We start from the raw sequence: 23,172 nt of genomic DNA on the forward strand, positions 1-23,172 counted from the left end.
AATTCCAGCGTTTGCGATTCGTCTGCAGCGATGAGGGATTGGATGGCGGCAAGCTTCATGGGGTGGCCTCCCATCCCAATGCATTCAAGCGGCTATCCATCGGCTTGCGCGACAGCGGCCGCAGCCGGGTGCCCGAGCCGCAGTAAAAAATAATGGCGGTGATTCTTGTGTTAGTCATGAATGGGGGCCGGTTTGCTTTGGGCTTTGCCCATTTCAGACTTCAGCGCTTCGATCTCCAGCGTGAGGCTTTCGTACTCTGCCAACTTGCGCGCCAGAAAACGAACCCTGAGGCCGGTTTTTTCAGTGATGCCCATGGGAGTGAGCAGGTAAGCATAGGCCAGCTTGTTCTGGCTTTTCCTAAAACTCTGCATCTTGATGTAACCCTTGCCCAGCAAAGCCTTGAGGCAATAGTTAGTCTTGCCCAAGCTCACGCCCAGCGCATCGGCCAGCTCGCGCTGGCTCAGGTGCGGATCGGCCTCCAAAAGGCGCAAGACCTTGAGGTGGTTTTCTTCTTGAAGGGAGGGGAATTCGGCAGTGTTCACTTGATGAACGCGCATATTAACACGCCTTGATGGGAGAGCCCGCACCCCTGTATCTACCGGGCTATTGGTTTTGGGTTTTGAGCACCCCAGGGGTTGGTCTGTGCGCCTTGTACAACTGCCAACGGATTGCCCTGATCCAGCGTGACAGACACGCCACGGTTTGTCACCGCAAGCGCCAGTAAGTAGGCATCTGTGATGTGGCGGCCAGTGAGCAATTTGCTCAACGCCATCAAGCCTGGGCTTAGCGGGTTGACGGCGTCTGGCCAAAATGATGAGCCGGGTGCTTGGTGGCTTCAGCCAGAGGGACCACCACCTCCGCTGCGGGCGCACTGTTGGGTAAGCGATTGGCGACAGGATTCGTATGCACCCATTCTGGGTGAGTAGGTACGACTCCCGACTCTCATCCAGGTGGTCACACTTAACCACCGCATGGCGATAGCATGGTGCATGTGGCCGGCATCCAGCAGCGAGACAATCAAACGCCTTCGGTTTCACGCAGGGCATTGACCTGGTCGTTACTGACCAATACCCCACGCGCCGGCAACGGCCTGAACCCACCCACCGTAAGGGCAGACGGCTGTTGATCGACGCGCGCCGTCAGTGCCAGTCGCGCAAGACGCAAAATGACCTGCCCAAGTGTCAGGCACTCACGTCAAGCCATGTCTTTCGCAGCGAGTAGCACGTCATCGTCAATATCAATGGTGGCACGCATTTCATTTCGCCAGATGTTTTGATGCATTGGTTCTAAATCATCAAAACACCACGGACGAAGATCACTGACTGGCGCTGGCGCTGGCAGCTGGCAGCTGGCAGCTGCCAGCCGCGACCTTACTGCATCCGACTTTTGAGTCCTATGGCAGCGCGCAGTTTGGCTTGCTTCTCAGCCGCCTGCGGGTCTTGCGCCACACTCTTCCAGGCGTGGCGCAGGAACACCCACAGCAGCAGCGCAAAGCCACTGCCAAATGCAGCCATGACGGCGATCAGACTCTTTTTTGGGGCAACAGGTTCAGTAGGCAAGGTAGGCGATTGCTTGACAACATCACCCGACAAACCCTGTAGCGTTCGCGGGATAGTCAACACCTCGGCAAAATACCGCGCCTGCAACTCACCCACCGCCACGAGACTGGTGCCAGCCTCGCCTCGCGTGAGCGGCTGGTTCAGATTGGCCAGCCCCTCTGTAGTCAGGCGGTCCAACAAACGACTCACCGACGCCAGGGTCACCTTGGCATAAGCCAGCCGCTTTTCCAGATCGGCGCGATCCTGATCGCCCGGCACCGTGCTCTTGAGCCAGGTGCCGATGACCGCGTTGGCTAGTGTTTGCGCCTCAAGCGGCGAGTTGGCGGTCACGTCGAGACGCAACAGCCCATCTTTGCCCACGACGGCCTTGATCTGCTTGGCAAGCCCCGTACGCGCCACATCAATCGGACGGCCGGCGAAAAGTTTCAGCGACCCAATAACAGGGTCCAGCACCACAGGAGAAACCATCATCGCGGCCGCCTGCGTTGGCGTTGGCGTTGGCGTTGGCGCCTGTGTTGGAGTTGGTATTGGTGTTGGCAATGCCAGGATAGCCTGACTGATAAAGCTCTGCGGCAAGGCATAGCCAATTGCCAAAGCCAATAGCCCAACCACTACAGGCCCCAAGATCAAAAGCTTCAAGTTTTCGGCGACGACAAGCAACAAGTCAAGCAGGCTGACTTCATTTTCTTCGGTATCTATTTCCATTCTTCTACCATTCCCTTAACGCGACATTATCCCCCAGAAGAACTTCTGCTCGCCCCCGCAGACATCAGCGCGTTCGCCAGCAGTACACCTGACTGGTCCTTGGTCGAGAGTAGTGGGGAATTGCCTGCCAAAGGCCACGCAATGGCCAGGGCAGGGTCATCCCAGGCGATGCAGCATTCGAACTGCGGCGCGTAATAGGCCGTAGTTTTGTAGAGTACGTCGGCGGACTCGCTCGTGACCAAAAAGCCGTGTGCGAAGCCAGCGGGTATCCAGCTCATGAGGTGGTTGTATTCAGTCAGCACATTGCCCACCCACTGGCCAAAGGTGGCCGAGCCTTGGCGAATATCCACCGCCACGTCAAATATGGCGCCGCGCACCACCCGCACCAGCTTGCCCTGTGGTTGCTGTATCTGGTAATGCAGGCCACGCAGCACGCCACGCACCGAGTGACTGTGGTTGTCCTGGACAAACGGTAGATTCAAGCCCACGGCTTGGTCAAATTCCCGTTGGTTGAAGCTTTCGTAGAAAAACCCGCGCTCATCTGCGAACACTTGGGGCTCGATGGTCAGCACCTCCGGGATGGCTGTGGGGGTAAATCTCATGCAACGTCGCGCCTCACGAAGCGCGCTTCTCGGCCAATAGTCGATGCAGATATTGACCGTAACCACTTTTCGCTAGTGGATATGCCAGCGTCTCCAGCTGGGCGCTGTCAATAAAACCGCTCCGCCACGCGATTTCTTCCGGACACGCGATTTTCAAACCCTGGCGATGCTCCAAGGTGGCAATGAACTGACTAGCTTCCAGCAAGCTGTCGTGCGTGCCGGTATCGAGCCAGGCATAGCCACGCTGCATGATTTGCACATTGAGCAGGTTTTGATCCAGGTAAGCCTGGTTGACAGCCGTGATCTCCAACTCGCCTCGGGGGCTGGGCTTGACGGCCTTGGCAATGTCCACCACCTGGTCGTCATAGAAGTACAGGCCGGTGACGGCATAGTTGCTTTTTGGCTTGGCTGGCTTTTCCTCGATGCTGCTCGCACGCCCTTCGGCGTCAAACGCCACAACGCCATAGCGATCGGGGTCTTGTACGTGGTAGGCAAACACAGTGGCACCGTGGATTTTTGCGTCAGCACCAGCCAGCAAAGCAGAAAATTCATGCCCGTAAAAAATGTTGTCGCCCAACACCAACGCACTGGGGGCGCCATCCAGGAATTTCTCACCAATGAGGAACGCCTGCGCCAAGCCATCCGGGCTGGGCTGCACAGCGTATTGCAAGTTCAGCCCCCATTGCGAACCGTCGCCCAGCAACTGTTGAAAACGGGGCGTGTCTTGCGGCGTGCTGATGACCAGAATGTCGCGTATGCCCGCGAGCATGAGCGTACTCAAGGGGTAGTAAATCATGGGCTTGTCGTACACCGGCAGCAGCTGCTTGCTCATGGCCAGGGTGGCCGGGTGCAGGCGGGTGCCGGAGCCACCGGCCAGGATGATGCCTTTGCGTTGGGTCATGTTGTATCTTTCCGGGTTATTGTGTTTCTGTCAGCATACGGGCTACGCCTTGTTGCCAAGGGGGCATGACCAGATCAAAGGTCTTCACCAGTCGCGCCGTGTCCAGCCGCGAGTTGAGGGGGCGACGGGCGGGGGTGGGATAGGCGCTGGTGGGGATGGGGGTGGCGACACGGGTTTTCAGTAGTGGCAGTTGGTTTGCTACATCTTTTATAGCTATTTGCGCATATTCCACTTGGGCTAGCACGTAGTTTGCATACCCAAACCAGCTGGTTTCACCGCCGGCGGCCAGATGGTACAGCCCGGCGTCTTCGGGATGTTGCAGCAGATGGCGGATGGCGTGGGCCGTCACATCGGCCAACAACTCAGCGCCCGTTGGTGCGCCAAACTGGTCGTCGATCACGGTCAGGCGATCGCGCTCCTGCGCCAACCGCAACATGGTTTTGGCGAAGTTGCCGCCGCGCGCAGCATAGACCCAACTGGTGCGCAAGATCAGGTGCTGCGGGCCAACCGCCTGGATCAGTTGCTCGCCCTCCAGTTTGGATTGGCCATAGACATTGAGCGGCGCCGGGGTATCGGCCTCGGTCCAGGGACCGGTGCCACTGCCGTCAAAGACGTAGTCGGTGCTGTAGTGCACCAACCAGGCGTCAAGCCTGGCCGCCTCTTGCGCCAGCACACCGGGCGCCAGGGCGTTGACGGTACGCGCCAATTCAGGCTCGCTCTCGGCTTTGTCCACCGCGGTATAGGCGGCAGCATTGACGATGACGTCGGGCCGCACCTCTTGCACCGTGGCAGCCAGGCCCTGCAGGTTGCCCAAGTCGCCGCAGCGGTCTGCGCTATGGCGATCGAGCGCGATGAGCTCACCCAAAGGCGCCAGGCTGCGCTGCAATTCCCAGCCGACCTGCCCGTTTTTGCCGAACAAGAGGATCTTCATGACAGATCAGGGGGTCTCATGGCCCGAATACTGCGTCTGCACCCACTCGCGGTAGGCCCCACTTTGCACATGAGCCACCCAGTCGGGGTTGGCCAGGTACCACTGCACAGTCTTGCGGATGCCGGTCTCGAAGGTTTCCGCCGGCTTCCAGCCGAGTTCGCGCTCGATCTTGCTGGCATCGATGGCGTAGCGCCGGTCGTGGCCGGGGCGGTCCTGCACATAATTGATCTGTGTTTTGTAGTGGGTGCCGTCACCATTGGGCCGCAGTTCGTCGAGCAGGGCGCAGACCGTGTGCACGATCTCGATGTTGGGCTTTTCGTTCCAACCGCCCACGTTGTAGATCTCACCGACACGGCCCGCCTCCAGCACTCGGCGAATGGCACTGCAGTGGTCCTTGACGTAGAGCCAGTCGCGCACCTGCAGGCCGTCACCGTAGACCGGCAAGGGCTTGCCCGCCAGAGCATTGACGATGAGGAGCGGAATCAGTTTTTCCGGGAAGTGCAATGGCCCGTAGTTGTTGCTGCAGTTGGTGGTGAGCACCGGCAGGCCATAGGTATGGTGCCAGGCGCGCACCAGATGGTCGCTGGCGGCCTTGCTGGCGGAGTAGGGACTATTGGGCTCCAACTTGTGGATTTCGGTAAAGGCCGCTTCGGCGGGCGCGAGACTGCCGTACACCTCGTCGGTGGACACATGAAGGAAGCGAAATGCCGCACGCGGCGCCTCAGCCAGGCCTTGCCAGTAGGCTCGGACACTTTGCAGCAGCCGCATGGTGCCGACGACATTGGTCTGGATGAAGTCTTCAGGCCCGTGAATGGAGCGGTCGACGTGGCTTTCCGCCGCGAAGTTCAGCACGGCTCGCGGCTGATGCTGCTCCAGCAATTGGGCAACCAGGGCTGCGTCACCAATATCGCCCTGCACAAACACATGGCGGGCATCACCCTGCAATGAGGCCAGATTCTCCAGATTGCCGGCGTAGGTCAGTTTGTCCAGGTTGAGCACCGGCTCATCCGATTGGGCCAGCCAGTCGAGCACAAAATTGGCGCCGATAAACCCCGCGCCACCAGTTACCAGAATCATTGTTTCCCCCCTGTGGATCCGCCTTCATAACAAAGGGCGCATGAAGCGCCCTTTGATTATCGCCGCTGGCATGCCTGGCTCAGAAATGAATCCCCCGCATCATCTGCTGCATGGCAATCGCCTCGGGCGACAGGTGTTGCTTGACCGGTTTATCGCCCGGCTTGGCACCCTTGGCAGCGCCGGAGTCCGGAAACATGCGAAAGCTGGTATTCATGGCAATTTGCGCAACACGCGGCAGCACGGCGTGCAACAACTGCCCGGTGATCCCCAGACGCGTGGCAATGCGCACCGGCTTGAAAATGCAGGCTTGGGCGATCATGTCGGCGGCTTCTTCCGGCGACAGCGTGGGCACGTTGTTGTACAGCCCGGTGGGCGCAATCATGGGGGTGCGCACCAGCGGCATGTTGATGGTGGTGAACGATATCCCCTGATCGGCGAACTCGCTTGAGGCACAGCGCGTCCAGGCGTCCAACGCGGCCTTGGAGGCAACATAGGCGCTGAAACGCGGCGCGTTGGTGAGCACGCCGATCGAGCTGATATTGACCACGTGGCCTTTTTTCTTGGCCACCATGCCGGGCAGCACACCCATGGTCACTCTTAGAGAGCCAAAATAGTTGAGCTGCATGGTGCGTTCATAGTCGTGGAAGCGGTCGTAGCTAGACTCAATGGCGCGCCGGATGGAACGACCGGCGTTGTTGATCAGGAAATCCACACCCCCATGGTCATCGATCAGCTGCTTCACAAAACGGTCGCAGTCCGCCATTTCGGCAATATCCGCCGGATAGGCCACAAAACTGTAGCCCCTGGCCTTGGCCTCCTTGCAGGCTTCTTCGAGCTTGTCGACGTCGCGCCCGCAAATGAGGGTAATGGCACCCGCCTCGGCAAACTTGTGCGCGGCTGCCAGGCCGATGCCCGATGAGCCGCCAGTGACCAGCACCACTTTGCCCGCCACGGTACCGCGCAGCGAGCGGTCGATGTGCAGATCGGGGTCGAGATGACGCTCCCAGTAATCCCACAGCCGCCAGGCGTAGTCTTTCAGGTTGGGGCAGGCCACGCCGGTCCCCTTGAGCGCGGCGAGCGTTTCACGGCAGTCAAACCGCGTTGGGTAGTTGATAAAGGTCAGCATGTCCTCCGGCAGGCCCAGGTCTTTCATGATGGCGTTGCGCACCCGGCGCACCGGCGCGAGCGCCATCAGGCCTTTGGTGACACTGCGGGGAATAAACCCGAGCAAAGCCGCGTTGACGAACAGGTTCATCTTCGGCGCATGCGCGGCGCGGCTGAAGATGTCGAGCACATCACCCACGCGGTAGCCCACCGGGTCCACCAGGTGATAGCATTTTTTTGCAATGCCGTCCTGGTGGCTGATGGCGTCCAGCGCGTCAACCACAAAGTCCACCGGCACAATATTGATGCGACCGCCCTCCAGTCCAATCGAGGGCAGCCAGGGTGGCAGCAACTGGCGCATGCGCTGGATCAATTTGAAGAAGTAGTAGGGGCCGTCGACCTTGTCCATCTCACCCGTGGTGCTGTCCCCCACCACCGCGGCCGGGCGGTAGACCGACCAGGGTACCTTGCACTCCTTGCGCACGATTTTTTCGCTCTCGTGCTTGGTCATGAAGTAGGGGTGTTCGTAGTTCTCGGCCTCTTCAAACATGTCCTCGCGGAACACGCCCTCATACAAGCCGGCGGCAGCAATGGAACTCACGTGGTGAAAATGCCCGGCGTCGATGGCCTTGGCGAACTCCACCGTGTGGCGGGTGCCTTCAATGTTGACGGCTATCTGGCTGGCCTCATCCGCTTCCAGGTCATAGACGGCTGCCAGGTGGTAGAAGTGGTCAACCTGGCCCTTGAGCATCTTGACGCTGTCGGCAGATACACCGAGCTTCTTGCTGGTGAGGTCGCCAAACACCGGCACCACCCGCGCCGCGCTGGCACCCCAGTATTGCCGCAGATCCGCCACTTTGCCTTCACTCTCCTTGCGAATCAGGAAGTAAACCACCGAGCCCTTGCGCTCAAGCAGTTTTTTGACGAGCCGTTTGCCAATAAATCCGGTGGCACCGGTAACGAAATACTGCATGAAAAACTCCAGTTAGATGGCGCATTCTTGCGCAAAATTGCGGCGCCGCCTATTCAGCGTAAACCCGCGCCTGACTGAAGCCCAACCCCTGGGAAATTAGGATGCCCCACCTACACGGCGACCCAAGCGCACCTTACAGTACAAGATATGCATTGGCTGCGTTGTGCATCAGTGCGCGAATTGTTCAACTTATCTGGAGTTTTCCATGGTCAAAAAACTGCAAAAAACCAATGCATCGAAGAAGTCCGGCGTGCCCTTGACGGGTTCGGTCAAAGACTCTGCCCAGCAAATCTGGCAAGCGGGCTTGGGCGCCTTCAACAAGGCCCAGGCAGAGGGCAGCAAGGCATTTGAGGCCCTGGTCAAGGAAGGAGTCAGCCTCCAGCGTAAAACACAATCGGTGGCCGAAGAAAAAATCTCGGAGGCCACCAACAAAATGTCCACCATGGCTACCGACATTTCATCCAAGGCATCCGGCCAGTGGGACAAGCTGGAGAGCATTTTCGAGGAGCGGGTGGCAAAAGCCTTGAACAAACTGGGGGTGCCATCCGCCAAGGACGTCAATGCCCTGATCGACCGGATCGAGGAACTGAACAAGAGCGTTCAAAAACTGTCGGCCAAAGGCGCTGCCTCTAACGTGGCATCGAAGACTGCCCCCAAAGCGGCCACCAGGAAAGCAGTCAAGACCACTGCCAAACGGGTCGTCAAAGCGGCGGTCAAGGCAACGTCCAGCAGCGTGGCCAAGCCCGCCACTAAACGCGCAGCGGCCCGCAAGGCTGCCCCGGTCTGACCGCAGGCTGCTTGGAGACGACCAATGAGGCTTCCGGCACAGGACACGCGGAAGACTCCTTCACAAAGGGCGCTGAGGCGCCCTTTTCTGCTTTTTGTGTTTCCCGTCATTGCTGCATCGCAATATCTTTTCATCTCCATCAGCTCTACACTTTGTGCTTATGAAGCGTAAATCATCACGCCCACCAAGAATTGCTTTGGCGCTGTCGGGTGGCGGTCCCTTGGGCGCCATCTATGAGATCGGAGCCCTGTGTGCGCTGGAAGAGTCCCTGAACGGGATCGACTTCACCAAGCTGCAGCACTATGTGGGGGTTTCGGCTGGCGGCTTCATCGCCGCCGGGCTGGCCAATGGCATCACCCCGCGCACGCTGTGTGCCTCATTTATTGAGAATGACGACGAGCCGTCCGAAACATTCGATCCGTCCTGGCTGCTCTCGCCGGCGTACGGTGAATTTGCGCGTCGCGGCATCATGCTGCCCAGCCTGTTGATATCGGCTTTGTGGCACCTGACGGCGGGCCGCAAATCGTTTATCCATGCGCTGGAGCGCTTGGCTCCGGGCCTGCCGACCGGCGTCTTCTCCAATGAGCAGATCCACGTGCAGATGGCCCGCCTGTTCTCGCGCGAAGGCCGCACCAACGACTTCCGCCAACTCAAGACCCAGCTCACACTGGTGGCCACGAATCTGGACAGTGGCGAAGCAGCGCCCTTTGGTCGCCCCGGATGGGACCATGTCCCCATCTCCAAAGCGGTCCAGGCAAGCTCCGCTCTGCCCGGACTGTTCCCCCCTGTGGAAATTGACGACAGCTACTATGTTGACGGTGCCTTAAAGAAAACCATGCATGCGTCCGTCGCCCTGGACGAGGGTATGGACCTGATGCTGTGCCTGAACCCGTTGGTGCCATTCGACGCCACGGCGCCCCACGTAGCCAAAGTCATGCAGCGTGGCCTGCCAGCCGAGAAACAGCATATCCCGCGCATTGTCGATGGCGGCCTGCCTGCCGTGTTGAGCCAGACCTTTCGCTCCATGATTCATTCGCGCATGGTGCTGGGCATGAAGCAGTACGAACGCAGCTATCCGGACACCGACATCATCCTGATCGAACCCGACCACCGTGACCCCGAGCTGTATCTGGCCAATACCTTCAGCTACGCCCAACGCCGCCATCTGGCGGAACACGCCTACCAGCAAACGCGGCAGATGCTGCGCTCGCGCAAGACCGGTCTCTCAGCGACCCTCTGGCGCCATGGCATCACGCTGCACCATGAAGCCCTGGATGACCCGAAACGGCACCTGACCGCCCCCGCCAAAGCGCCCACCCAGATCGGGCGGGCGATTGCGAACCTGCAGGAAATCATGGACGACTTGGGTCACGTCGTGCGGTCCGCAGCACACAAGGAAACCCCCTCGTGGTGAAAAAGGCGCCCAGGCGCACAGCCGAGCGCATTCTGGAAATCACGCTGGAGCTTTTCAACCGCTTCGGCGAGCCCAATGTGTCCACGACCCTGATCTCGGCCGAACTGGGTATCAGCCCGGGCAACCTTGACTACCATTCCCCGGCCAAGGACGAACTCATCAACTCGCTGTTCGACCGCTACGAGCGTGCCCTCAATGAGTTGCTCAACGCCAGCGACGGCGTGCGCGACGTGGAAGACGCCTGGTTCTTCATGCACAGCCTGTTTGAGCTGATCTGGCAATACCGGTTCCTGTACCGCGACCTGAACGATCTGCTCAGCAAAAACCGCCGGCTGGAAACCCATTTCCAGGCCGTCCTGAAAAACAAAACCCGTGCCGTGAAGGCACTGCTGGACGGCATGAGCCGCGCCGGCGCGGTTCATATTGATTCGCGCGAGGTCGAGGCTACGGCCACCAGCATGGTGGTGGTACTAACCTACTGGCTGAGCTTTGAGTATGTACGCGACCCACGCCGGGCACTGGAACCCGAAAACGCGCAGTCCGCCCTGCTGCGGGGTGCGCAACACGTGTTAAACCTGCTGGCGCCCTATCTGGAGCAGGGGCAGCGCCTGCATTTGCTCAAGCTGGTGGGCGCCTACAATAATCACACCGACAAATAAAAAAAGTCAGGCAGAGGAGACAAACATGGCCAAATGGACCGCTTTTCCCTATGCGGGCGACTATGCGTTTGATGTCACCCGTGTGCAGCAGAACTGGGCGCGACTGCATGCCGGCGATACCGAGCCGCTGCCCCGGGACGTCCAGGTGCTGCAGGCTTGGGCCCTGTTTCACAGCGGCGAATTCCAGCAGGCCGTGGACATGGGACTCAGTCTCGGTGGTGCCGGTCTGACCGTCGCCAACAAGGCCGCGTGCATCTATGCCACTTACCTTGAAAAGAAGGAAAAAACCCGGCTCGACCTGTACATGGAAGTAGCCCGGCGCGCTGAAGCCCAGGCCCAGGAAGATCCACAAAACGTCAACGCCCATTACTGGCAGGCCTACGCATTGGGACGTTACTGCCAGGGCATCAGCGTGGCCAAGGCGCTGGCCCAGGGGCTTGGCAGCAAGGTCAAGGGATCGTTGGAGAAGGTAATTGAGCTTCAGCCCAATCACGCCGATGCCCACATCGCGCTGGGAACGTTCCACGCCGAGGTCATTGACAAGGTGGGCTCGCTCATTGGCGGCATGACCTACGGCGCCCGGAAAGACACCGGCCTGAAGCTGCTGCAAGACGCGCTCAAACTGAACTTCGACTCAGCCATTGGCATGATCGAATATGCGAACGCCATGGTCATGCTCGAGGGCGACAGGATGATGAAGGAAGCCACCCGGCTCTATGAGCAGGCAGCCGCAGCCACACCCATGGACGCCATGGAACGACTGGATGTGGAAATGGCCCGGGTGGAACTGGCAGACTGACCCGTCATTCGCCCCAGGGCAGCATCAACGTGACCATGGCCAGCTTGGAAAATTCCGGCTCGAATTCATTGATGATTTTCTGGGGATCAGGGCACAGCTTCGCATCACTGATCACGCCAAACTGCACGCCGCCACCGTAGCTCAGAATAGAAACCCCCAAGCCCACGGTGCCGGATTGAGGCACCCACACCAGGTTTTGCTCCAGCGTGGCGCCACAGAATTTGAGTTTTTCGCGCGGCCCCGGAACATTGGTCATGACGGCAGTGGTTTTTTTGGAGAACAGGCTGAGCATGGCGTCTTGCGCCGGCTTGATCAGCAAGCCGGCCACCGCCAGCAGACCGTAGGCCAGCAGAGGCTGCATGCTGCCCTTCATCTCGCCCATGCGGCGTCGCACTTCATACACGCGCTCCACCGGGTTCTCTATGCCAATGGGCAAGACCACGGGCGCCAGGCCAAAGCGGTTGCCCAATTTGTAAGCGTCTTCAATGGGGCGCAGGTTCACCGGCACCATGGCCCGGATTTCCTTGCCCGTAATCTCATCGCCAAAGGATCTGAGATATTCGCCTATCGCGCCGGCCACGCAACTCAATAGGACATCGTTGATGGAGCAGTTCAGCGCCTTCGCCACTGCCTTTACTTCGTCGAGCGGGACCGGTTGGCACCATGCCACGCGTTTGGCCGCGCCGGGAATGCCTTTGAGGCGGGTAGGCGAATCATCGGCCATGAGCGCCAGGGCGGCACCGTCACGAACCACGTGATAAGCCAGCTTGGCGAGTTCTACCGAACCGGCGAGGCCCAGTTCCATGCCCTTTCCGAGACCTTTCTTCGGCTCGATCATCATCTCCATGGCGTTGACGGCCCCATCCCCCGCCGCCCCAAGCGCTTTGACCGCCGCATCGGTGAACGGCTTGATCAGCATGTCCGCAACCCAGTCCTCAGCACCCGCCTCGCCCTCATGATGCGATGCTCTCGATGTGCGCTGCGGGGGTTCCGACCCACCGTCCATCAGCGACTGCGTGACCGCAATCAGGGCAATACCGTCGGCAATGCAATGATGAATGCGCGCCATCAAGGCCGAGCCACCCTGGTAGTGCTCCACCAGGTGGAATTGCCACAGCGGATGGTTCATGTCGAGCGGCTGAACCGCCAGTTCGCCCAGACGGTCCTGCAAGGCTTGTTGCTCGCCACCTTTCGCCGAGGGACGCAGTTTCTCGACCACCACATGCCGTTCAATCCGGAAGCCCTCGTCCCTGACCCAAATGGCACCGAGGGCGTCCTGCTCTACCCGCTGGCCGAAGCGCGGGTATTTCAGCAGCCGCTCCTCGACGCGTTGACACACGGCCCGATAGCTGACGCCCGGCTTGATGATCCACACGCCCACGATCATCATCAGGTTCATCGGGGAGTCCATGCGCAGCCAGGCGGTATCGACCTTGCTCATGCGCTCGCCCGTCGAGCCCGGTGTGCCTTGATCGGCATCGGCTCCATTCTTCCGGACCACTTTGGCCGCCGCTCGACGCGGTGCCTTGTTGGCGACTTTCTTGGCAATGATGCGGGTAACCATGACTACTCCAGACGGGGGAAAATGGTGCAAATGCGGTTCTTGGGGAAGGCCCCCTATTCTGTAGGTAAAACGAACCGTAAGATACTGCGCAAATACCCCAAGTGTGTGGGTATTCACCCTATCCGGAGAAAAAAATGCCTGACCTGAAGAAGAAATTCGAAGCCGCCGTTGCCAATTCAAAGAACCTGACGGAGCGCCCCGACAACGCGACCTTGCTCAAGATTTACGCGCTGTACAAGCAGGCCAGCGTGGGCGACAACGCGGACAAGAAGCCCGGCTTCACCGACATGGTGGGGCGCGCCAAATGGGACGCCTGGAATGGGCTCAAAGGCACGTCCAACGAGGACGCCATGCAGCAATACATTGACCTGATCGAATCCCTGAGCTGAAGCACCTACACGAGCCGGCGCCCGCTGGTTTGCGCAGAACGGCGGCCCCCTGTGGGCCGCTGCTCATTTCTTCCTGGCCATCTGCGTCTTTGCAGGCGGCCTCGGCGTGAGCAGGTCATCGAGATTTTTCACGATCTCGCTCTCAATCCTTGCCTTGAACGCGCCCACGAGAAAACCAAGCTTTGCATTGAGTTCGAACCGGTCCTTGGTGACGGACAAGGTGCCCTGCACGCCGGATCGGGTGAAACTCACTTCGTCCGCGGCCTTTCCCTCTTCATAGGTACAGGCCATGCCGAATTCTTCTTCGGCGTGCTCCGCCCACTTGAAGGCGATCTTTCGCGCCTCCATCAGACCAAGACCGTGTTCACGCAGGATATGAAGATCAGCCACTTGTGTGCTCCGTTGATATTTCTTTCAGGGCCTTGGCCCGTTCAGGTGCTGGCATTTCCGCCAGCCGCCTGACCGCATCATAAAACCGCGACCAGTCTTTGCCTTGCGCAACAAACAAGGCCTCGAAAGCCGGGACCAGTTCATCATAGGCAGCTTGAGCGCCAAACGCGGCATTGTTGGCACCGGCCACCCAGGCGTCATAACCGGCATAACCACCCCAGCTGCTTTTGAGCCGGGTGTAGTCATCCCGAAAATCCTGCATTGCTATATTTTTCATAGCTAACAACGCTTGTTTATCGGGGGCTGACGGCTCATTTTGCTTGTAAATGCGCGCCAACCGGGTGCGCGTGGCCAGGCACAGCGCGCGAAACTGCCGGCGCCGTCCGTCAAACTCGGCATACTCGCGCCGGGCGGACTCCGAACCTTGCGCCGCCAGCCAGCGCTCGGCACCCAGGCGCTCCACCGCGGTGGCGAAGGACTCGTTGAACAAGGTGTCGTCCCTGACATACAGCACCTGGTGCGCCAGCTCATGAAAAATCATGCGGGCCAGCTCGCCTTCCGGATAGCGGATGAAGGTGTTGAGCAGGGGGTCGCCGCCGGCCCAGTTCAGCCAGCCCAGCGTGGAATAGGCGGGTACGCCATACACGCTGGTCTCCAGCCCGGCAGCGGCGAGTTCCCGTCCTTTAGCGCGCGCCTCGGCTTCGCTGAAGTAGCCGCGGTAGCCGACACACCCCATGACCGGAAAACACCAGGTCTTGAGGGTGAGCGAAAACTCGGGTGCCGCCACCACATTCCAGACGACGGCGCGGCGCTGCAAGTCGGCGTAGCGCTGGTAGCTGGCGTTGTCGGGCAAGTGAAGTTCAGTCACGGCGAAGCTGCGAATGCGCTGGGCCAGGGCGAGGCGCTGCTTCAAGGCGGGCTCAACGCTCTCATCGGCCAGCCACTGCGTCACCGGCCGGGCCGCCTGCATCATTTGCAGGTGCCCGCCAACCGACTGCAGGTAATAGCTGGTGTCGGCGCAACCCGCCAGCCACGGGGTGAGCAGCACGAGGGCGAGAAATTGAAAGACGCGCATTGGGGAACAGTTTACGATGTGCCTCTATGCTCTACAAATTCAAATCCAAAACCACCGGTGATGTCATCATGCTGCAGCCCAATGGACAGCGCGTGCTGGACATCATCGGCAAGGACGCCGCGGGCGCCAAGGGCATCATCCTGCCCGAACAGATGTCCGCCGCGGTCGATGCGCTGGAAGCGGCCATTGCCAAAGAGGAATCTGAACAGAAGGCCGCCGTGGCAGATGCGCTGGCCCGCGGCGAGCCAGCACCGCGCTTCGAAGCTATCTCACTGCGCCAACGCGCCCTGCCCTTTATCGAGATGCTGCGCCGCTGCGAAAAAGCCGGCACCGAAATTGTCTGGGGCGTCTAAATGAGGATGAGCGACAAATAAAGCTCAATCGACCCTGGCGCCGGACGCTTTCACCACCGGCGCCCACTTCTTGATTTCAGCATCGATCAACCGGGCAAATTCCTGGGGGCTGTTGCCGCTGGGAATGGCGCCCTGGGCCAGCAGTTTTTCCTTGATGGCCGGCGAGTTGAGCGCCTTGGCGGTTTCCTGCTGAAGCCTCAACACCACGTCTGCCGGGGTACCCGCTGGTGCCAGCAACCCAAACCAGCTGCTGGCTTCGAAGCCCTTGAGCTTGCCTGCCTCTTCAATCGTGGGCAGATCGGGCATGGCGGCAGAACGCTGCGAGCTGGTCACGGCAAACGCCTTGAGCTTGCCCCCCTTGATCTGCGGCATGGCGGAGGGCAGGTTGTCAAACATCACATCCACCGTGCCCGACACCATTCCCATCATGGCGGGGCCCGAGCCCGTATAGGGAATGTGCGTCATGAAAATCCCCGTCATGGACTTGAAGAGTTCGCCGGCCAGGTGAATGGAGGTGCCATTGCCACTGGACGCCATGTTGAGCTGGCCCGGGTGCGCCTTGGCGTAAGCGATGAAGTCCGACACACTGTTGATGCCCAGTGCTTTGGCCTTCTCCGTCTGCATCACCATCACATTGGGCACCCCTGCTACCAGAGTGATCGGCGCGAAGTCTTTTTGCGGGTCGTAAAGCATTTTGCTGTACAGGGACTTGTTGATGCCATGGGTACCCACTGTGCCCATCAACAGCGTGTAGCCGTCCGCTGGCGACTTGGCCACAATATCGGCCCCCACGTTGCCCCCGGCTCCGCCACGGTTGTCGACGATGAAAGTCTGACCGAACGCCTTCGACAACTCCGGTGCCACGGCACGGGCCAGGATATCGGTGGTGCCACCGGGTGCAAACGGCACCACGATTTTCACCGGCTTGGTCGGCCAGGCGGTCTGCGCCAAGGCCGGAATTGCTATTGAAAACATAGCAGTTCCGACAGAAATGGCGAGGGCTAGCCGGCGATTTGTCTTGAAATTTGATGTCATTGAAGTCTCCTCAGGTTTCGGGTTCCGGCATGACCATGCCGCTGATAAAAAAAGCCGCCGGACGCAAATCGGGCGGCTTGGTTCGGATGTCCGGCGAATCAGTCTGCGAACTTGCCCGCTGCTTCGATCAGCGGCTTGAGCTTCGCTATTTCCGCCGTGACGAAGGCCTTGTGGCCTGCGGGGTCCATGCGTTTGTCAGTCACCACGATCGCGCCCAGACCTTCCTGCTTCTTGATGAATTCCGGGTCTTTCAACGCCAGCTTCATTGCGTCATTGAGTTGCTTGAGCACCGGCGCAGGCGTTCCCTTGGGTGCGTACAGACCGTGCCAGATCGTCAGGTTGAAACCCTTCAGACCCATCTCCTGCAGGGACGGGTAGTCCTTGAGAACCTTGTGATTTGACAGGCGACCGGCCGTGGTGACGGCAAACCCCTTGACCCGACCCGATTCAATCTGGGCGGTCGTGTTGGTGGTCTGGTCACACATCAAATCAACCTGCCCGCCGATCAGGGCCGTCATGGCGGGCGCCGTGCCGCCAAACGGGATCGTGGTCATCGCCTCTTTGGCGTTGACGGCCGACTGCCACATGAGTCCGCACAGGTGGGAGGCTGACCCCAGACCTGCGTGAGCAATGTTGAGCTTGCCACTGTTCGCCCGGATGTAATTTTCAAAATCGCGGTAGGTATTGGCAGGCAGTTGCGGCTTGCCAATCAGGGTCATCGGGACATCATTGACCATGCCCAGGTATTCAAAATCTTCCAGTGGTTTGTACTGCAGCTTGCGGTACAGCCCTGCGGTGGACGCCATGCCGATATGCCAGAGCAACAGTGTGTGGCCATCCGGATTGGCCTTGGCAACCTTGGTGGCGCCGATCGTGCCACCGGCACCGTTGACGTTTTCCACCACAAAGTTGGCGCCACCGCCCATGGTCTTGCGCATGGCTTCCGCCAAGTCCCGCGCCACGCGGTCAGTCGGTCCGCCGGCAGCAAAGGGCACCACGAAGGTGATCGGCTTGCTGCCAGGGTAGCCCTGCGCATTGGCAAAAAGTGCCGTCACGGCGGCAGCCAGAACCAGTAAACGTTTCATGTCTCAACTCCATATAAAACAATGTGTTGAGCGTAGGGCACGGCGACCCGCTGCGCAATGCGGAAACTACCTAGAAAACGCCAGATCAGGTACCTTCTGACTGAGCTCACTTGTAGCTGCGTGCATCCTCAATGACCTTGCCATCATTGGGCAGGCTGCCGGGCAAAACCAGTTCGACCTGGCCGCGCAGCTTGGTCACGTCACGGATCGCCTCACCAATCTTCGCCGCCAGCGCATCCGGCCCGCCACACGCGGTCTCGACCTTGAGCGTCATGGCGTCATTCGCCATCTCACCAGTCACCACGAGGCGAGCCCGTGCCACTTCTGGAAAGCGGCGGACGATGTCGGCAATCTGACCCGGGTGCACAAACATGCCCCGGATCTTGGTGGTCTGGTCCGCCCGCCCCAGCCAGCCCTTGATGCGGGTGTTGGTGCGCCCGGTGGGGCATGGCCCCGTCAGCACGGCCGACAGATCGCCGGTGCCAAACCGGATCAGGGGATAGACCGGGTTCAAGGTGGTCACCACCACCTCGCCCACTTCACCGTCACTGACCGGGTCGCCCGTACCGGGTCGCACGATCTCGACGATCACGCGCTCATCCAGCACCAGGCCTTCTCTCGCCTGGGTTTCGTAGGCAATCGAACCCAGATCGGCCGTGGCGTAGCACTGGTAACCGGCAATGCCGCGCTCGGCAAACCAGTCGCGCAGGGACGGCGGAAACGCCTCGCCGCCAAACATGGCTTTCTTCACACTGGGCAAGGCCACACCCATGTCAGCCGCCTTGTCCACAATGATTTTCAGAAAACTGGGCGTCCCGATATAGCCTGCGGGCTGCAGTTGGGCCATGGCCTGAACCTGCTGCTCGGTCTGGCCGGTGCCCCCTGCGAACACGGTGCAACCCAGCGCGTGGGCGCCGGTCTCCATCATCGAGCCGGCCGGTACAAAGTGATAGCTGAAGCAGTTGTGAATCAGCTCACCGGGGCGAAAACCCGCAGCGAACATGGCGCGTGCCATGCGCCAGTAGTCCGGTGAAACGCCTTCCGGTTCGTAGATCGGGCCGGGGCTGGAAAAAATGCGCGGCATGTGGGCGCCGAAGCCCAGCGCGCTAAAGCCACCAAACACATCGCCGCCGGCGCTGCGCGTGGCCTGCTGGCGCTCCAGCAGCTCATGCTTGCGGGTCACGGGCAGGCTGGCCAACGCCTGCCGGCTGGTCACGCCGGCTGGCTCGACGTCCTTCAAGATCTCCTTGAGCGCCGCTGACGAATTTTTGGCATGGGCCACCTGGCCCGGCAATGCGGCCATGAGCGCGGCTTCACGCTCGGCGTTGTCGCGCGTTTCCAGCGCATCGAAATAGTTGTTCATTTGCACAGCCCTTATGCCAACCAGCGTTTGCGACGCTTGTAACTCTTCACGTCCTTGAAGCTCTTGCGTTCGCCGCCGCCCACGCCCAGGTAGAACTCCTTGACGTCTTCGTTGTTGGCGAGGTCGCTGGCCACACCGTCCATCACCACGCGACCGGACTCCATGATGTAGCCGTAGTCGGCGTACTTCAGTGCCATGTTGGTGTTCTGCTCTGCCAGCAGGAAGGTGACCTTCTCCTTGAGGTTGAGGTCTTTCACAATCTCAAACACCTCCTCCACAATCTGCGGCGCCAGGCCCATGGACGGCTCGTCCAGCAGCACCATGCTCGGGTTGGCCATCAGGGCGCGGCCAATGGCGCACATCTGCTGCTCTCCACCCGAGGTGTAGGCCGCCTGACTGGCGCGCCGCGTCTTGAGGCGCGGGAAGTAGTTGTAGACCTTCTCCAGATTGGCCGCCACTTCTGCTTTGTTCTTGCGGGTGTAGCCGCCCGTGAGCAGGTTTTCCTCGATGGTCAGGTGCGCAAAGCAGTGGCGCCCTTCCATCACCTGCACCACGCCGCGCTGCACCAGGTCCGCGGGCGAAAGGTTCTCGATGCGCTCGCCGCGCAGTTCAATCGAGCCCTTCGTCACTTCACCGCGCTCCCCTTTGAGCAGGTTGGAGACGGCGCGCAGTGTCGTGGTTTTACCCGCGCCATTGCCACCCAGAATGGCCACAATCTTTCCTTCGGGCACGTTCAGGGAAACCCCCTTCAGCACCAGGATGACGTGGTTGTAAATGACCTCGATGCCATTGACGTTGAGAACGATGTTTGGAGTGCTCATGATGAATGTGTGGTTACCAGCCGAAAGACCAGCGAGGCTGCCCTTTCGGCTGGAGGTTCTTGCGAACCTCCAGCCCCCGCCGCGCCAGATGCGCGGGCCGGGAACCGGGTCTTTATCAGGACTGGCAGTCCGCAGGCGTGCGGGGTGTCAGCTTCTTGTCTGCGGCGTATTTCGCGGCCGTGGATTTCACCAGCGGCTTGAGAACCTGCTCATCCGCCTGCAGCCAGTCAGACGAGAACGCCCACTTCTTGCCGTCCCACGTGTGCACACGCGCCCAGTTGGAACCCATGTGGTCCGCGCATGAGGTGCTGATCGGACGCATCACGCCACCGAAACCCAATGCATCAAGTTTCTTCTGGTCAAGGGCCAGATTCTCATAGCCCCAGCGTGCCTGTTCGCCGCTGACCCACTTGCCTTTGCCAAAGCGTTCCTGCGCACGACGCACACCTTCGACGGCCAGCATGGCACTCATGGCACCACGCATGTACAACACCTGACCCACTTCGTCCTTGGGTCCGGTACCCTGGCCCTTGTCATGGACCTTGGCCATGATTTCCTTGACCACGGCCGACTGCGGCTCGGCACCGTGCTGCATGGTGACCGCGTTGTAGCCCTTGGCACCTTCACCCACGTCTTTCACGTCAGGCTCTGCGCCGGACCACCAGACGCCGTACATTTTTTCCCGTGGGTAGCCGGTGGCTTGTGCTTCCTTCAGAGCGGTGGAATTCATCACACCCCAGCCCCACAGCAGCACATAGTCAGGCTTGGCCTGACGCACCTGCAGCCAGGTGGATTTCTGATCCACACCAGGCGCGGTCACGGGCAGCAATTGCAGGTTGAAACCGTGCATGGAAGCACGTTCCTGCAGCAAGGGAATAGGTTCTTTGCCATACGGTGAGTCGTGGTACACCAGTGTGACTTTCTTGCCCTTGAGCTTGTCCAGGCCACCTTCTTTTTTGGCGAGGGTCTGCACCAGCGCATCCGCCGCCAGCCAATAGGTGCCTGCCAATGGGAAGTTCCATTTGAAAACGGTACCGTCCTGGCTCTCGCTGCGGCCATAGCCTGCAGTGATCAAGGGAATTTTGTCGCCTGGCGCCTTTTCCGTCAGGGCAAAGGTGATGCCGGTCGACAGTGGCTGGAACACGGTGGCACCACCATGTTTGCCTTTGAGGCGCTCATAGCACTCCACACCGCGCGCGGTGTCGTAGCCGGTTTCGCACTCTTCATAGATGATCTTCACGCCATTGATGCCGCCGCGGGCATTGACGAGCTTGAGGTAATCGGCGTAGCCGTTGGCCCAAGGCACACCGTTGGGGGCATAGGCGCCGGTGCGATACGGCAGACCCGGAAAGAACTGCTCCTTGGCCTGAGCCAAGGCAGCAGAGCCCACGGCGGCGATGAGGGCAGCCACTGCGATATTTTTGATTTTCATGCTTGTCTCCTAAATATGAGGCACCAAGGTGCCTGGGTTAACGAAAAACAATCTCAATGCGGGAAAGGCCACAGCCGCAGCTTCTGCTTGCCGATGGACCACAACTTGGCCAGGCCGTGGGGCTCCACGATGAGGAACCACACGATCAGGCCGCCAAAGATAATCAATTCGGCGTGCGAAATGCCGGAGGTTGATATCTGGAAACCAAACAGATTGCCCAGCATGGGCAGGAACTGGTTCAGGGCAATCGGCAGCAGGACAATAAAGCCGGCACCAAAGAAGCAGCCCATGATGGAACCCATGCCACCAATGATGACCATGAACAGCAGACTGAATGACAAGTTGATGGAGAACGCCGCCGGCTCCCACGACCCCAGGTAGACAAAACCCCACAGCCCGCCGGCCACGCCGATGATGAATGAACTCACGGCAAAGGCGCTGAGCTTGGCATACATGGGCCGGATACCAATCACCGCAGCAGCCACGTCCATGTCGCGAATGGCCATCCATTCCCGGCCGATTGCCGAGCGCACCAGGTTCTTGGCCAGCAGGGCCAGCACCACGAGAATGGTCAGGCACAGCAGGTACTTGGAAATGGGGCTCTCGATTTGTACACCAAACACCTGCAGCCCCGACACCGACACCGACCCCGATGGCGAATCATTGGTAAACCATTTGATGCGCAGAAACATCCAGTCGCTGAAGAACTGCGCCGCCAGCGTGGCGACCGCCAGGTACAGGCCCTTGACGCGCAAACTGGGCAAACCAAACAGGATGCCAAAGGCGGCAGAACACAGACCGCCCAGGATCAGGGCCGGAATCAGCGGCATGTTCGGCACGCGCACAAAGAAATTGAAGGCGGCATAGGCACCGACCGCCATGAAAGCGCCGGAACCCAGAGAAATCTGACCGCAATAACCGACCAGGATGTTCACACCCAGGGCCGCGAGCGCCATGATCAAAAATGGAATGAGAATGGCCCGAAACATGTAGTCGCTGCCCACCATCGGCACGACGATAAAAGCGGCGGCGATGATCAGCAATACCGCCCAGCGGTCTTGCGCAATCGGGAATATCTGGCTGTCGGCGCGATAGCTGGTCTTGAACTGACCGTTTTCTCTGTAGAACATACTTGTGGATCTCTAGTAATCTTTTAGGTTCAACACGCGTCGCTTCACTATGCGGGTCGAGTGTTCACTGAAAAATCGTGCCGTGCGTCTTCACACACGGTCAATGATTTTTTCGCCAAACAATCCTTGCGGCCTGAACAACAAGAACACCAGGGCCAGCACATAGGCAAACCAGATTTCGATGCCGCCGCCCACATAGGGTCCCAAAAACACCTCTGACAGCTTCTCACCCACGCCGATGATCAGCCCGCCGATGATGGCGCCGGGTACCGAGGTCAAACCGCCCAGGATCACCACCGGCAAGGCGCGCAAGGCCACCGTGGTCAATGAGAACTGCACACCCAGCTTGCTGCCCCAGATCATTCCGGCGACCAGCGCCACCACGCCGGCGACACACCAGACAATGACCCAGATACGGTTCAGTGGAATGCCAATGCTCTGCGCCGCCTGGTGGTCGTCCGCCACCGCCCGCAGCGCCCGCCCGGTGGCGGTTTTCTGGAAGAACACACTGAGCAGGGCCACCAGGACCGCGGCAATTACAGCGGCATAGAGGTCTTCCTTGTTGATCAGAATGCCGCCCTCAAACAGGCTCTCGAATGCCAGGATGGGCTCCTTGGGCATGCCAATGTCGATCTTGTAAATGTCGCTGCCAAAAATGGTTTGTCCGATGCCGTCCAGGAAGTAGCCAATCCCCAGGGTGGCCATCAACAGGGTCGTCCCCTCCTGATTGACCAGGTGGCGCAGCACCAGCCGCTCAATCAGCCAGGCCACGACAAACATCATGCCGCCGGCCATCAGGAAGGCCAGCACATTGGCAGCAATAGGGTTGCTGATGCCGGTCCAGCCCGGAATCCACTCGGCAAAGCGGGCCATCCCCAGCGCGGCGAACAAGACCATGGCGCCTTGCGAGAAGTTGAATACGCCGGAGGCCTTGTAGATCAGGACAAAGCCCAGCGCCACCAGGGAATACAGCATGCCGGCCATCAGGCCGCCCAGCAATGTTTCAAAAAAGAATGCCATTTTT

Annotated in this window: 24 protein-coding genes; 6 read left to right on the plus strand and 18 right to left on the minus strand. The window is 59.8% G+C overall.

From position 1 onward, the window contains the following. Positions 1 to 55: 55 nt before the first annotated feature. The 8 genes from Q7T10_RS15850 to Q7T10_RS15885 form a co-directional block, all read right to left on the minus strand. Positions 56 to 178, minus strand: coding sequence for a hypothetical protein (locus tag Q7T10_RS15850; RefSeq protein ID WP_304750188.1), 123 nt, complete (start codon positions 176 to 178; stop codon positions 56 to 58). Further along, positions 171 to 542, minus strand: a complete 372-nt coding sequence (locus Q7T10_RS15855) for a MarR family EPS-associated transcriptional regulator (protein ID WP_304750190.1) — start codon at positions 540 to 542, stop codon at positions 171 to 173. The genes Q7T10_RS15850 and Q7T10_RS15855 overlap by 8 nt, the downstream gene beginning before the upstream one ends. Before the next feature lie 828 nt (positions 543 to 1,370). After that, on the minus strand, positions 1,371 to 2,030 hold the full coding sequence (locus Q7T10_RS15860) for a hypothetical protein (protein ID WP_304750192.1): 660 nt from the start codon (positions 2,028 to 2,030) through the stop codon (positions 1,371 to 1,373). Between the two features lie 260 nt (positions 2,031 to 2,290). Continuing rightward, positions 2,291 to 2,866 (minus strand): dTDP-4-dehydrorhamnose 3,5-epimerase, encoded by a 576-nt coding sequence (gene rfbC / locus Q7T10_RS15865; RefSeq protein ID WP_304750194.1) that lies wholly within the window; start codon positions 2,864 to 2,866, stop codon positions 2,291 to 2,293. A gap of 13 nt (positions 2,867 to 2,879) precedes the next feature. Next, positions 2,880 to 3,767 carry a glucose-1-phosphate thymidylyltransferase RfbA gene (gene rfbA, locus Q7T10_RS15870; RefSeq protein WP_304750196.1) on the minus strand — a complete coding sequence of 296 codons (888 nt, stop codon included), beginning with the start codon at positions 3,765 to 3,767 and terminating at the stop codon, positions 2,880 to 2,882. 16 nt (positions 3,768 to 3,783) lie between these two features. Next, on the minus strand, positions 3,784 to 4,698 hold the full coding sequence (rfbD, locus tag Q7T10_RS15875; RefSeq protein WP_304750198.1) for a dTDP-4-dehydrorhamnose reductase: 915 nt from the start codon (positions 4,696 to 4,698) through the stop codon (positions 3,784 to 3,786). A gap of 6 nt (positions 4,699 to 4,704) precedes the next feature. Further along, on the minus strand, positions 4,705 to 5,775 hold the full coding sequence (gene rfbB / locus Q7T10_RS15880) for a dTDP-glucose 4,6-dehydratase (RefSeq protein WP_304750200.1): 1,071 nt from the start codon (positions 5,773 to 5,775) through the stop codon (positions 4,705 to 4,707). A 79-nt stretch (positions 5,776 to 5,854) separates the two neighbouring features. Continuing rightward, complete coding sequence (locus Q7T10_RS15885) at positions 5,855 to 7,852, minus strand: SDR family oxidoreductase (protein ID WP_304750202.1); 1,998 nt, start codon at positions 7,850 to 7,852, stop codon at positions 5,855 to 5,857. A 205-nt stretch (positions 7,853 to 8,057) separates the two neighbouring features. Here Q7T10_RS15885 and Q7T10_RS15890 point away from each other — a divergent pair, with 205 nt between their 5' ends. The 4 genes from Q7T10_RS15890 (at position 8,058) to Q7T10_RS15905 (ending at position 11,511) form a co-directional block, all read left to right on the plus strand. Beyond that, a complete protein-coding gene (locus Q7T10_RS15890) occupies positions 8,058 to 8,639 on the plus strand; it encodes a phasin family protein (protein ID WP_304750204.1) in 582 nt (193 codons plus the stop codon). 160 nt (positions 8,640 to 8,799) lie between these two features. After that, complete coding sequence (locus Q7T10_RS15895) at positions 8,800 to 10,053, plus strand: patatin-like phospholipase family protein (RefSeq protein WP_304750206.1); 1,254 nt, start codon at positions 8,800 to 8,802, stop codon at positions 10,051 to 10,053. Next, entirely contained in the window at positions 10,047 to 10,712 is a 666-nt protein-coding gene (locus Q7T10_RS15900) for a TetR/AcrR family transcriptional regulator (protein ID WP_304750207.1), read from the plus strand. Before Q7T10_RS15895 ends, Q7T10_RS15900 begins: the two co-directional genes overlap by 7 nt. 25 nt (positions 10,713 to 10,737) lie before the next feature. Beyond that, positions 10,738 to 11,511, plus strand: a complete 774-nt coding sequence (locus Q7T10_RS15905; protein ID WP_304750208.1) for a hypothetical protein — start codon at positions 10,738 to 10,740, stop codon at positions 11,509 to 11,511. Between the two features lie 4 nt (positions 11,512 to 11,515). Here Q7T10_RS15905 and Q7T10_RS15910 read toward each other — a convergent pair whose 3' ends face one another. Then, entirely contained in the window at positions 11,516 to 13,075 is a 1,560-nt protein-coding gene (locus tag Q7T10_RS15910) for a wax ester/triacylglycerol synthase family O-acyltransferase (protein WP_304750209.1), read from the minus strand. A gap of 134 nt (positions 13,076 to 13,209) precedes the next feature. Here Q7T10_RS15910 and Q7T10_RS15915 point away from each other — a divergent pair, with 134 nt between their 5' ends. After that, positions 13,210 to 13,464: an acyl-CoA-binding protein gene (locus Q7T10_RS15915; protein WP_304750210.1), complete on the plus strand. Its 255-nt coding sequence runs from the start codon at positions 13,210 to 13,212 to the stop codon at positions 13,462 to 13,464. 63 nt (positions 13,465 to 13,527) lie between these two features. Here Q7T10_RS15915 and Q7T10_RS15920 read toward each other — a convergent pair whose 3' ends face one another. Together Q7T10_RS15920 and Q7T10_RS15925 are read right to left on the minus strand one after the other, a co-directional pair. Then, complete coding sequence (locus Q7T10_RS15920; RefSeq protein WP_304750212.1) at positions 13,528 to 13,854, minus strand: polyhydroxyalkanoic acid system family protein; 327 nt, start codon at positions 13,852 to 13,854, stop codon at positions 13,528 to 13,530. After that, complete coding sequence (locus Q7T10_RS15925) at positions 13,847 to 14,929, minus strand: aminopeptidase (RefSeq protein ID WP_304750213.1); 1,083 nt, start codon at positions 14,927 to 14,929, stop codon at positions 13,847 to 13,849. The genes Q7T10_RS15920 and Q7T10_RS15925 overlap by 8 nt, the downstream gene beginning before the upstream one ends. A gap of 26 nt (positions 14,930 to 14,955) precedes the next feature. Here Q7T10_RS15925 and Q7T10_RS15930 point away from each other — a divergent pair, with 26 nt between their 5' ends. Beyond that, complete coding sequence (locus tag Q7T10_RS15930; protein WP_304750215.1) at positions 14,956 to 15,282, plus strand: DUF1840 domain-containing protein; 327 nt, start codon at positions 14,956 to 14,958, stop codon at positions 15,280 to 15,282. A gap of 24 nt (positions 15,283 to 15,306) precedes the next feature. On the opposite strand, the gene Q7T10_RS15935 is transcribed toward Q7T10_RS15930, so the two are convergent. The 7 genes from Q7T10_RS15935 to Q7T10_RS15965 all read right to left on the minus strand — a co-directional run bounded on the left by Q7T10_RS15935 (position 15,307) and on the right by Q7T10_RS15965 (position 23,168). Beyond that, positions 15,307 to 16,257 (minus strand): tripartite tricarboxylate transporter substrate binding protein, encoded by a 951-nt coding sequence (locus tag Q7T10_RS15935; protein ID WP_304750217.1) that lies wholly within the window; start codon positions 16,255 to 16,257, stop codon positions 15,307 to 15,309. A gap of 158 nt (positions 16,258 to 16,415) precedes the next feature. Further along, the gene (locus Q7T10_RS15940; protein WP_304750218.1) at positions 16,416 to 17,402 is read right to left on the minus strand and encodes a tripartite tricarboxylate transporter substrate-binding protein; all 987 of its coding nucleotides are present in this window, start codon (positions 17,400 to 17,402) and stop codon (positions 16,416 to 16,418) included. A 106-nt stretch (positions 17,403 to 17,508) separates the two neighbouring features. After that, positions 17,509 to 18,765 (minus strand): phenylacetate--CoA ligase family protein, encoded by a 1,257-nt coding sequence (locus tag Q7T10_RS15945; protein WP_304750220.1) that lies wholly within the window; start codon positions 18,763 to 18,765, stop codon positions 17,509 to 17,511. Positions 18,766 to 18,776: 11 nt separating this feature from the next. Then, the gene (locus Q7T10_RS15950) at positions 18,777 to 19,586 is read right to left on the minus strand and encodes an ABC transporter ATP-binding protein (protein WP_304750222.1); all 810 of its coding nucleotides are present in this window, start codon (positions 19,584 to 19,586) and stop codon (positions 18,777 to 18,779) included. A 115-nt stretch (positions 19,587 to 19,701) separates the two neighbouring features. Further along, complete coding sequence (locus Q7T10_RS15955) at positions 19,702 to 21,018, minus strand: ABC transporter substrate-binding protein (protein WP_304750224.1); 1,317 nt, start codon at positions 21,016 to 21,018, stop codon at positions 19,702 to 19,704. 53 nt (positions 21,019 to 21,071) lie between these two features. Further along, positions 21,072 to 22,148 carry a branched-chain amino acid ABC transporter permease gene (locus Q7T10_RS15960; RefSeq protein WP_304750225.1) on the minus strand — a complete coding sequence of 359 codons (1,077 nt, stop codon included), beginning with the start codon at positions 22,146 to 22,148 and terminating at the stop codon, positions 21,072 to 21,074. Between the two features lie 90 nt (positions 22,149 to 22,238). Further along, complete coding sequence (locus Q7T10_RS15965; RefSeq protein WP_304750227.1) at positions 22,239 to 23,168, minus strand: branched-chain amino acid ABC transporter permease; 930 nt, start codon at positions 23,166 to 23,168, stop codon at positions 22,239 to 22,241. Positions 23,169 to 23,172: the final 4 nt, after the last annotated feature.

The sequence above is a fragment of the Rhodoferax sp. genome, from assembly GCF_030646845.1.
Taxonomy (GTDB): Bacteria; Pseudomonadota; Gammaproteobacteria; order Burkholderiales; family Burkholderiaceae_C; genus Rhodoferax.

Bases quoted from the DNA above. Each gene is read 5' to 3' on its own strand.
- Q7T10_RS15850 (WP_304750188.1), bottom strand. From the start codon at position 178: ATGACTAACACAAGAATCACCGCCATTATTTTTTACTGCGGCTCGGGC.
- Q7T10_RS15860 (WP_304750192.1), bottom strand. From the start codon at position 2,030: ATGATGGTTTCTCCTGTGGTGCTGGACCCTGTTATTGGGTCGCTGAAA.
- rfbC (WP_304750194.1), bottom strand. From the start codon at position 2,866: ATGAGATTTACCCCCACAGCCATCCCGGAGGTGCTGACCATCGAGCCC.
- rfbA (WP_304750196.1), bottom strand. From the start codon at position 3,767: ATGACCCAACGCAAAGGCATCATCCTGGCCGGTGGCTCCGGCACCCGC.
- rfbD (WP_304750198.1), bottom strand. From the start codon at position 4,698: ATGAAGATCCTCTTGTTCGGCAAAAACGGGCAGGTCGGCTGGGAATTG.
- rfbB (WP_304750200.1), bottom strand. From the start codon at position 5,775: ATGATTCTGGTAACTGGTGGCGCGGGGTTTATCGGCGCCAATTTTGTG.
- Q7T10_RS15885 (WP_304750202.1), bottom strand. From the start codon at position 7,852: ATGCAGTATTTCGTTACCGGTGCCACCGGATTTATTGGCAAACGGCTC.
- Q7T10_RS15890 (WP_304750204.1), top strand. From the start codon at position 8,058: ATGGTCAAAAAACTGCAAAAAACCAATGCATCGAAGAAGTCCGGCGTG.
- Q7T10_RS15895 (WP_304750206.1), top strand. From the start codon at position 8,800: ATGAAGCGTAAATCATCACGCCCACCAAGAATTGCTTTGGCGCTGTCG.
- Q7T10_RS15905 (WP_304750208.1), top strand. From the start codon at position 10,738: ATGGCCAAATGGACCGCTTTTCCCTATGCGGGCGACTATGCGTTTGAT.
- Q7T10_RS15910 (WP_304750209.1), bottom strand. From the start codon at position 13,075: ATGGTTACCCGCATCATTGCCAAGAAAGTCGCCAACAAGGCACCGCGT.
- Q7T10_RS15915 (WP_304750210.1), top strand. From the start codon at position 13,210: ATGCCTGACCTGAAGAAGAAATTCGAAGCCGCCGTTGCCAATTCAAAG.
- Q7T10_RS15925 (WP_304750213.1), bottom strand. From the start codon at position 14,929: ATGCGCGTCTTTCAATTTCTCGCCCTCGTGCTGCTCACCCCGTGGCTG.
- Q7T10_RS15930 (WP_304750215.1), top strand. From the start codon at position 14,956: ATGCTCTACAAATTCAAATCCAAAACCACCGGTGATGTCATCATGCTG.
- Q7T10_RS15935 (WP_304750217.1), bottom strand. From the start codon at position 16,257: ATGTTTTCAATAGCAATTCCGGCCTTGGCGCAGACCGCCTGGCCGACC.
- Q7T10_RS15940 (WP_304750218.1), bottom strand. From the start codon at position 17,402: ATGAAACGTTTACTGGTTCTGGCTGCCGCCGTGACGGCACTTTTTGCC.
- Q7T10_RS15945 (WP_304750220.1), bottom strand. From the start codon at position 18,765: ATGAACAACTATTTCGATGCGCTGGAAACGCGCGACAACGCCGAGCGT.
- Q7T10_RS15950 (WP_304750222.1), bottom strand. From the start codon at position 19,586: ATGAGCACTCCAAACATCGTTCTCAACGTCAATGGCATCGAGGTCATT.
- Q7T10_RS15955 (WP_304750224.1), bottom strand. From the start codon at position 21,018: ATGAAAATCAAAAATATCGCAGTGGCTGCCCTCATCGCCGCCGTGGGC.
- Q7T10_RS15960 (WP_304750225.1), bottom strand. From the start codon at position 22,148: ATGTTCTACAGAGAAAACGGTCAGTTCAAGACCAGCTATCGCGCCGAC.
- Q7T10_RS15965 (WP_304750227.1), bottom strand. From the start codon at position 23,168: ATGGCATTCTTTTTTGAAACATTGCTGGGCGGCCTGATGGCCGGCATG.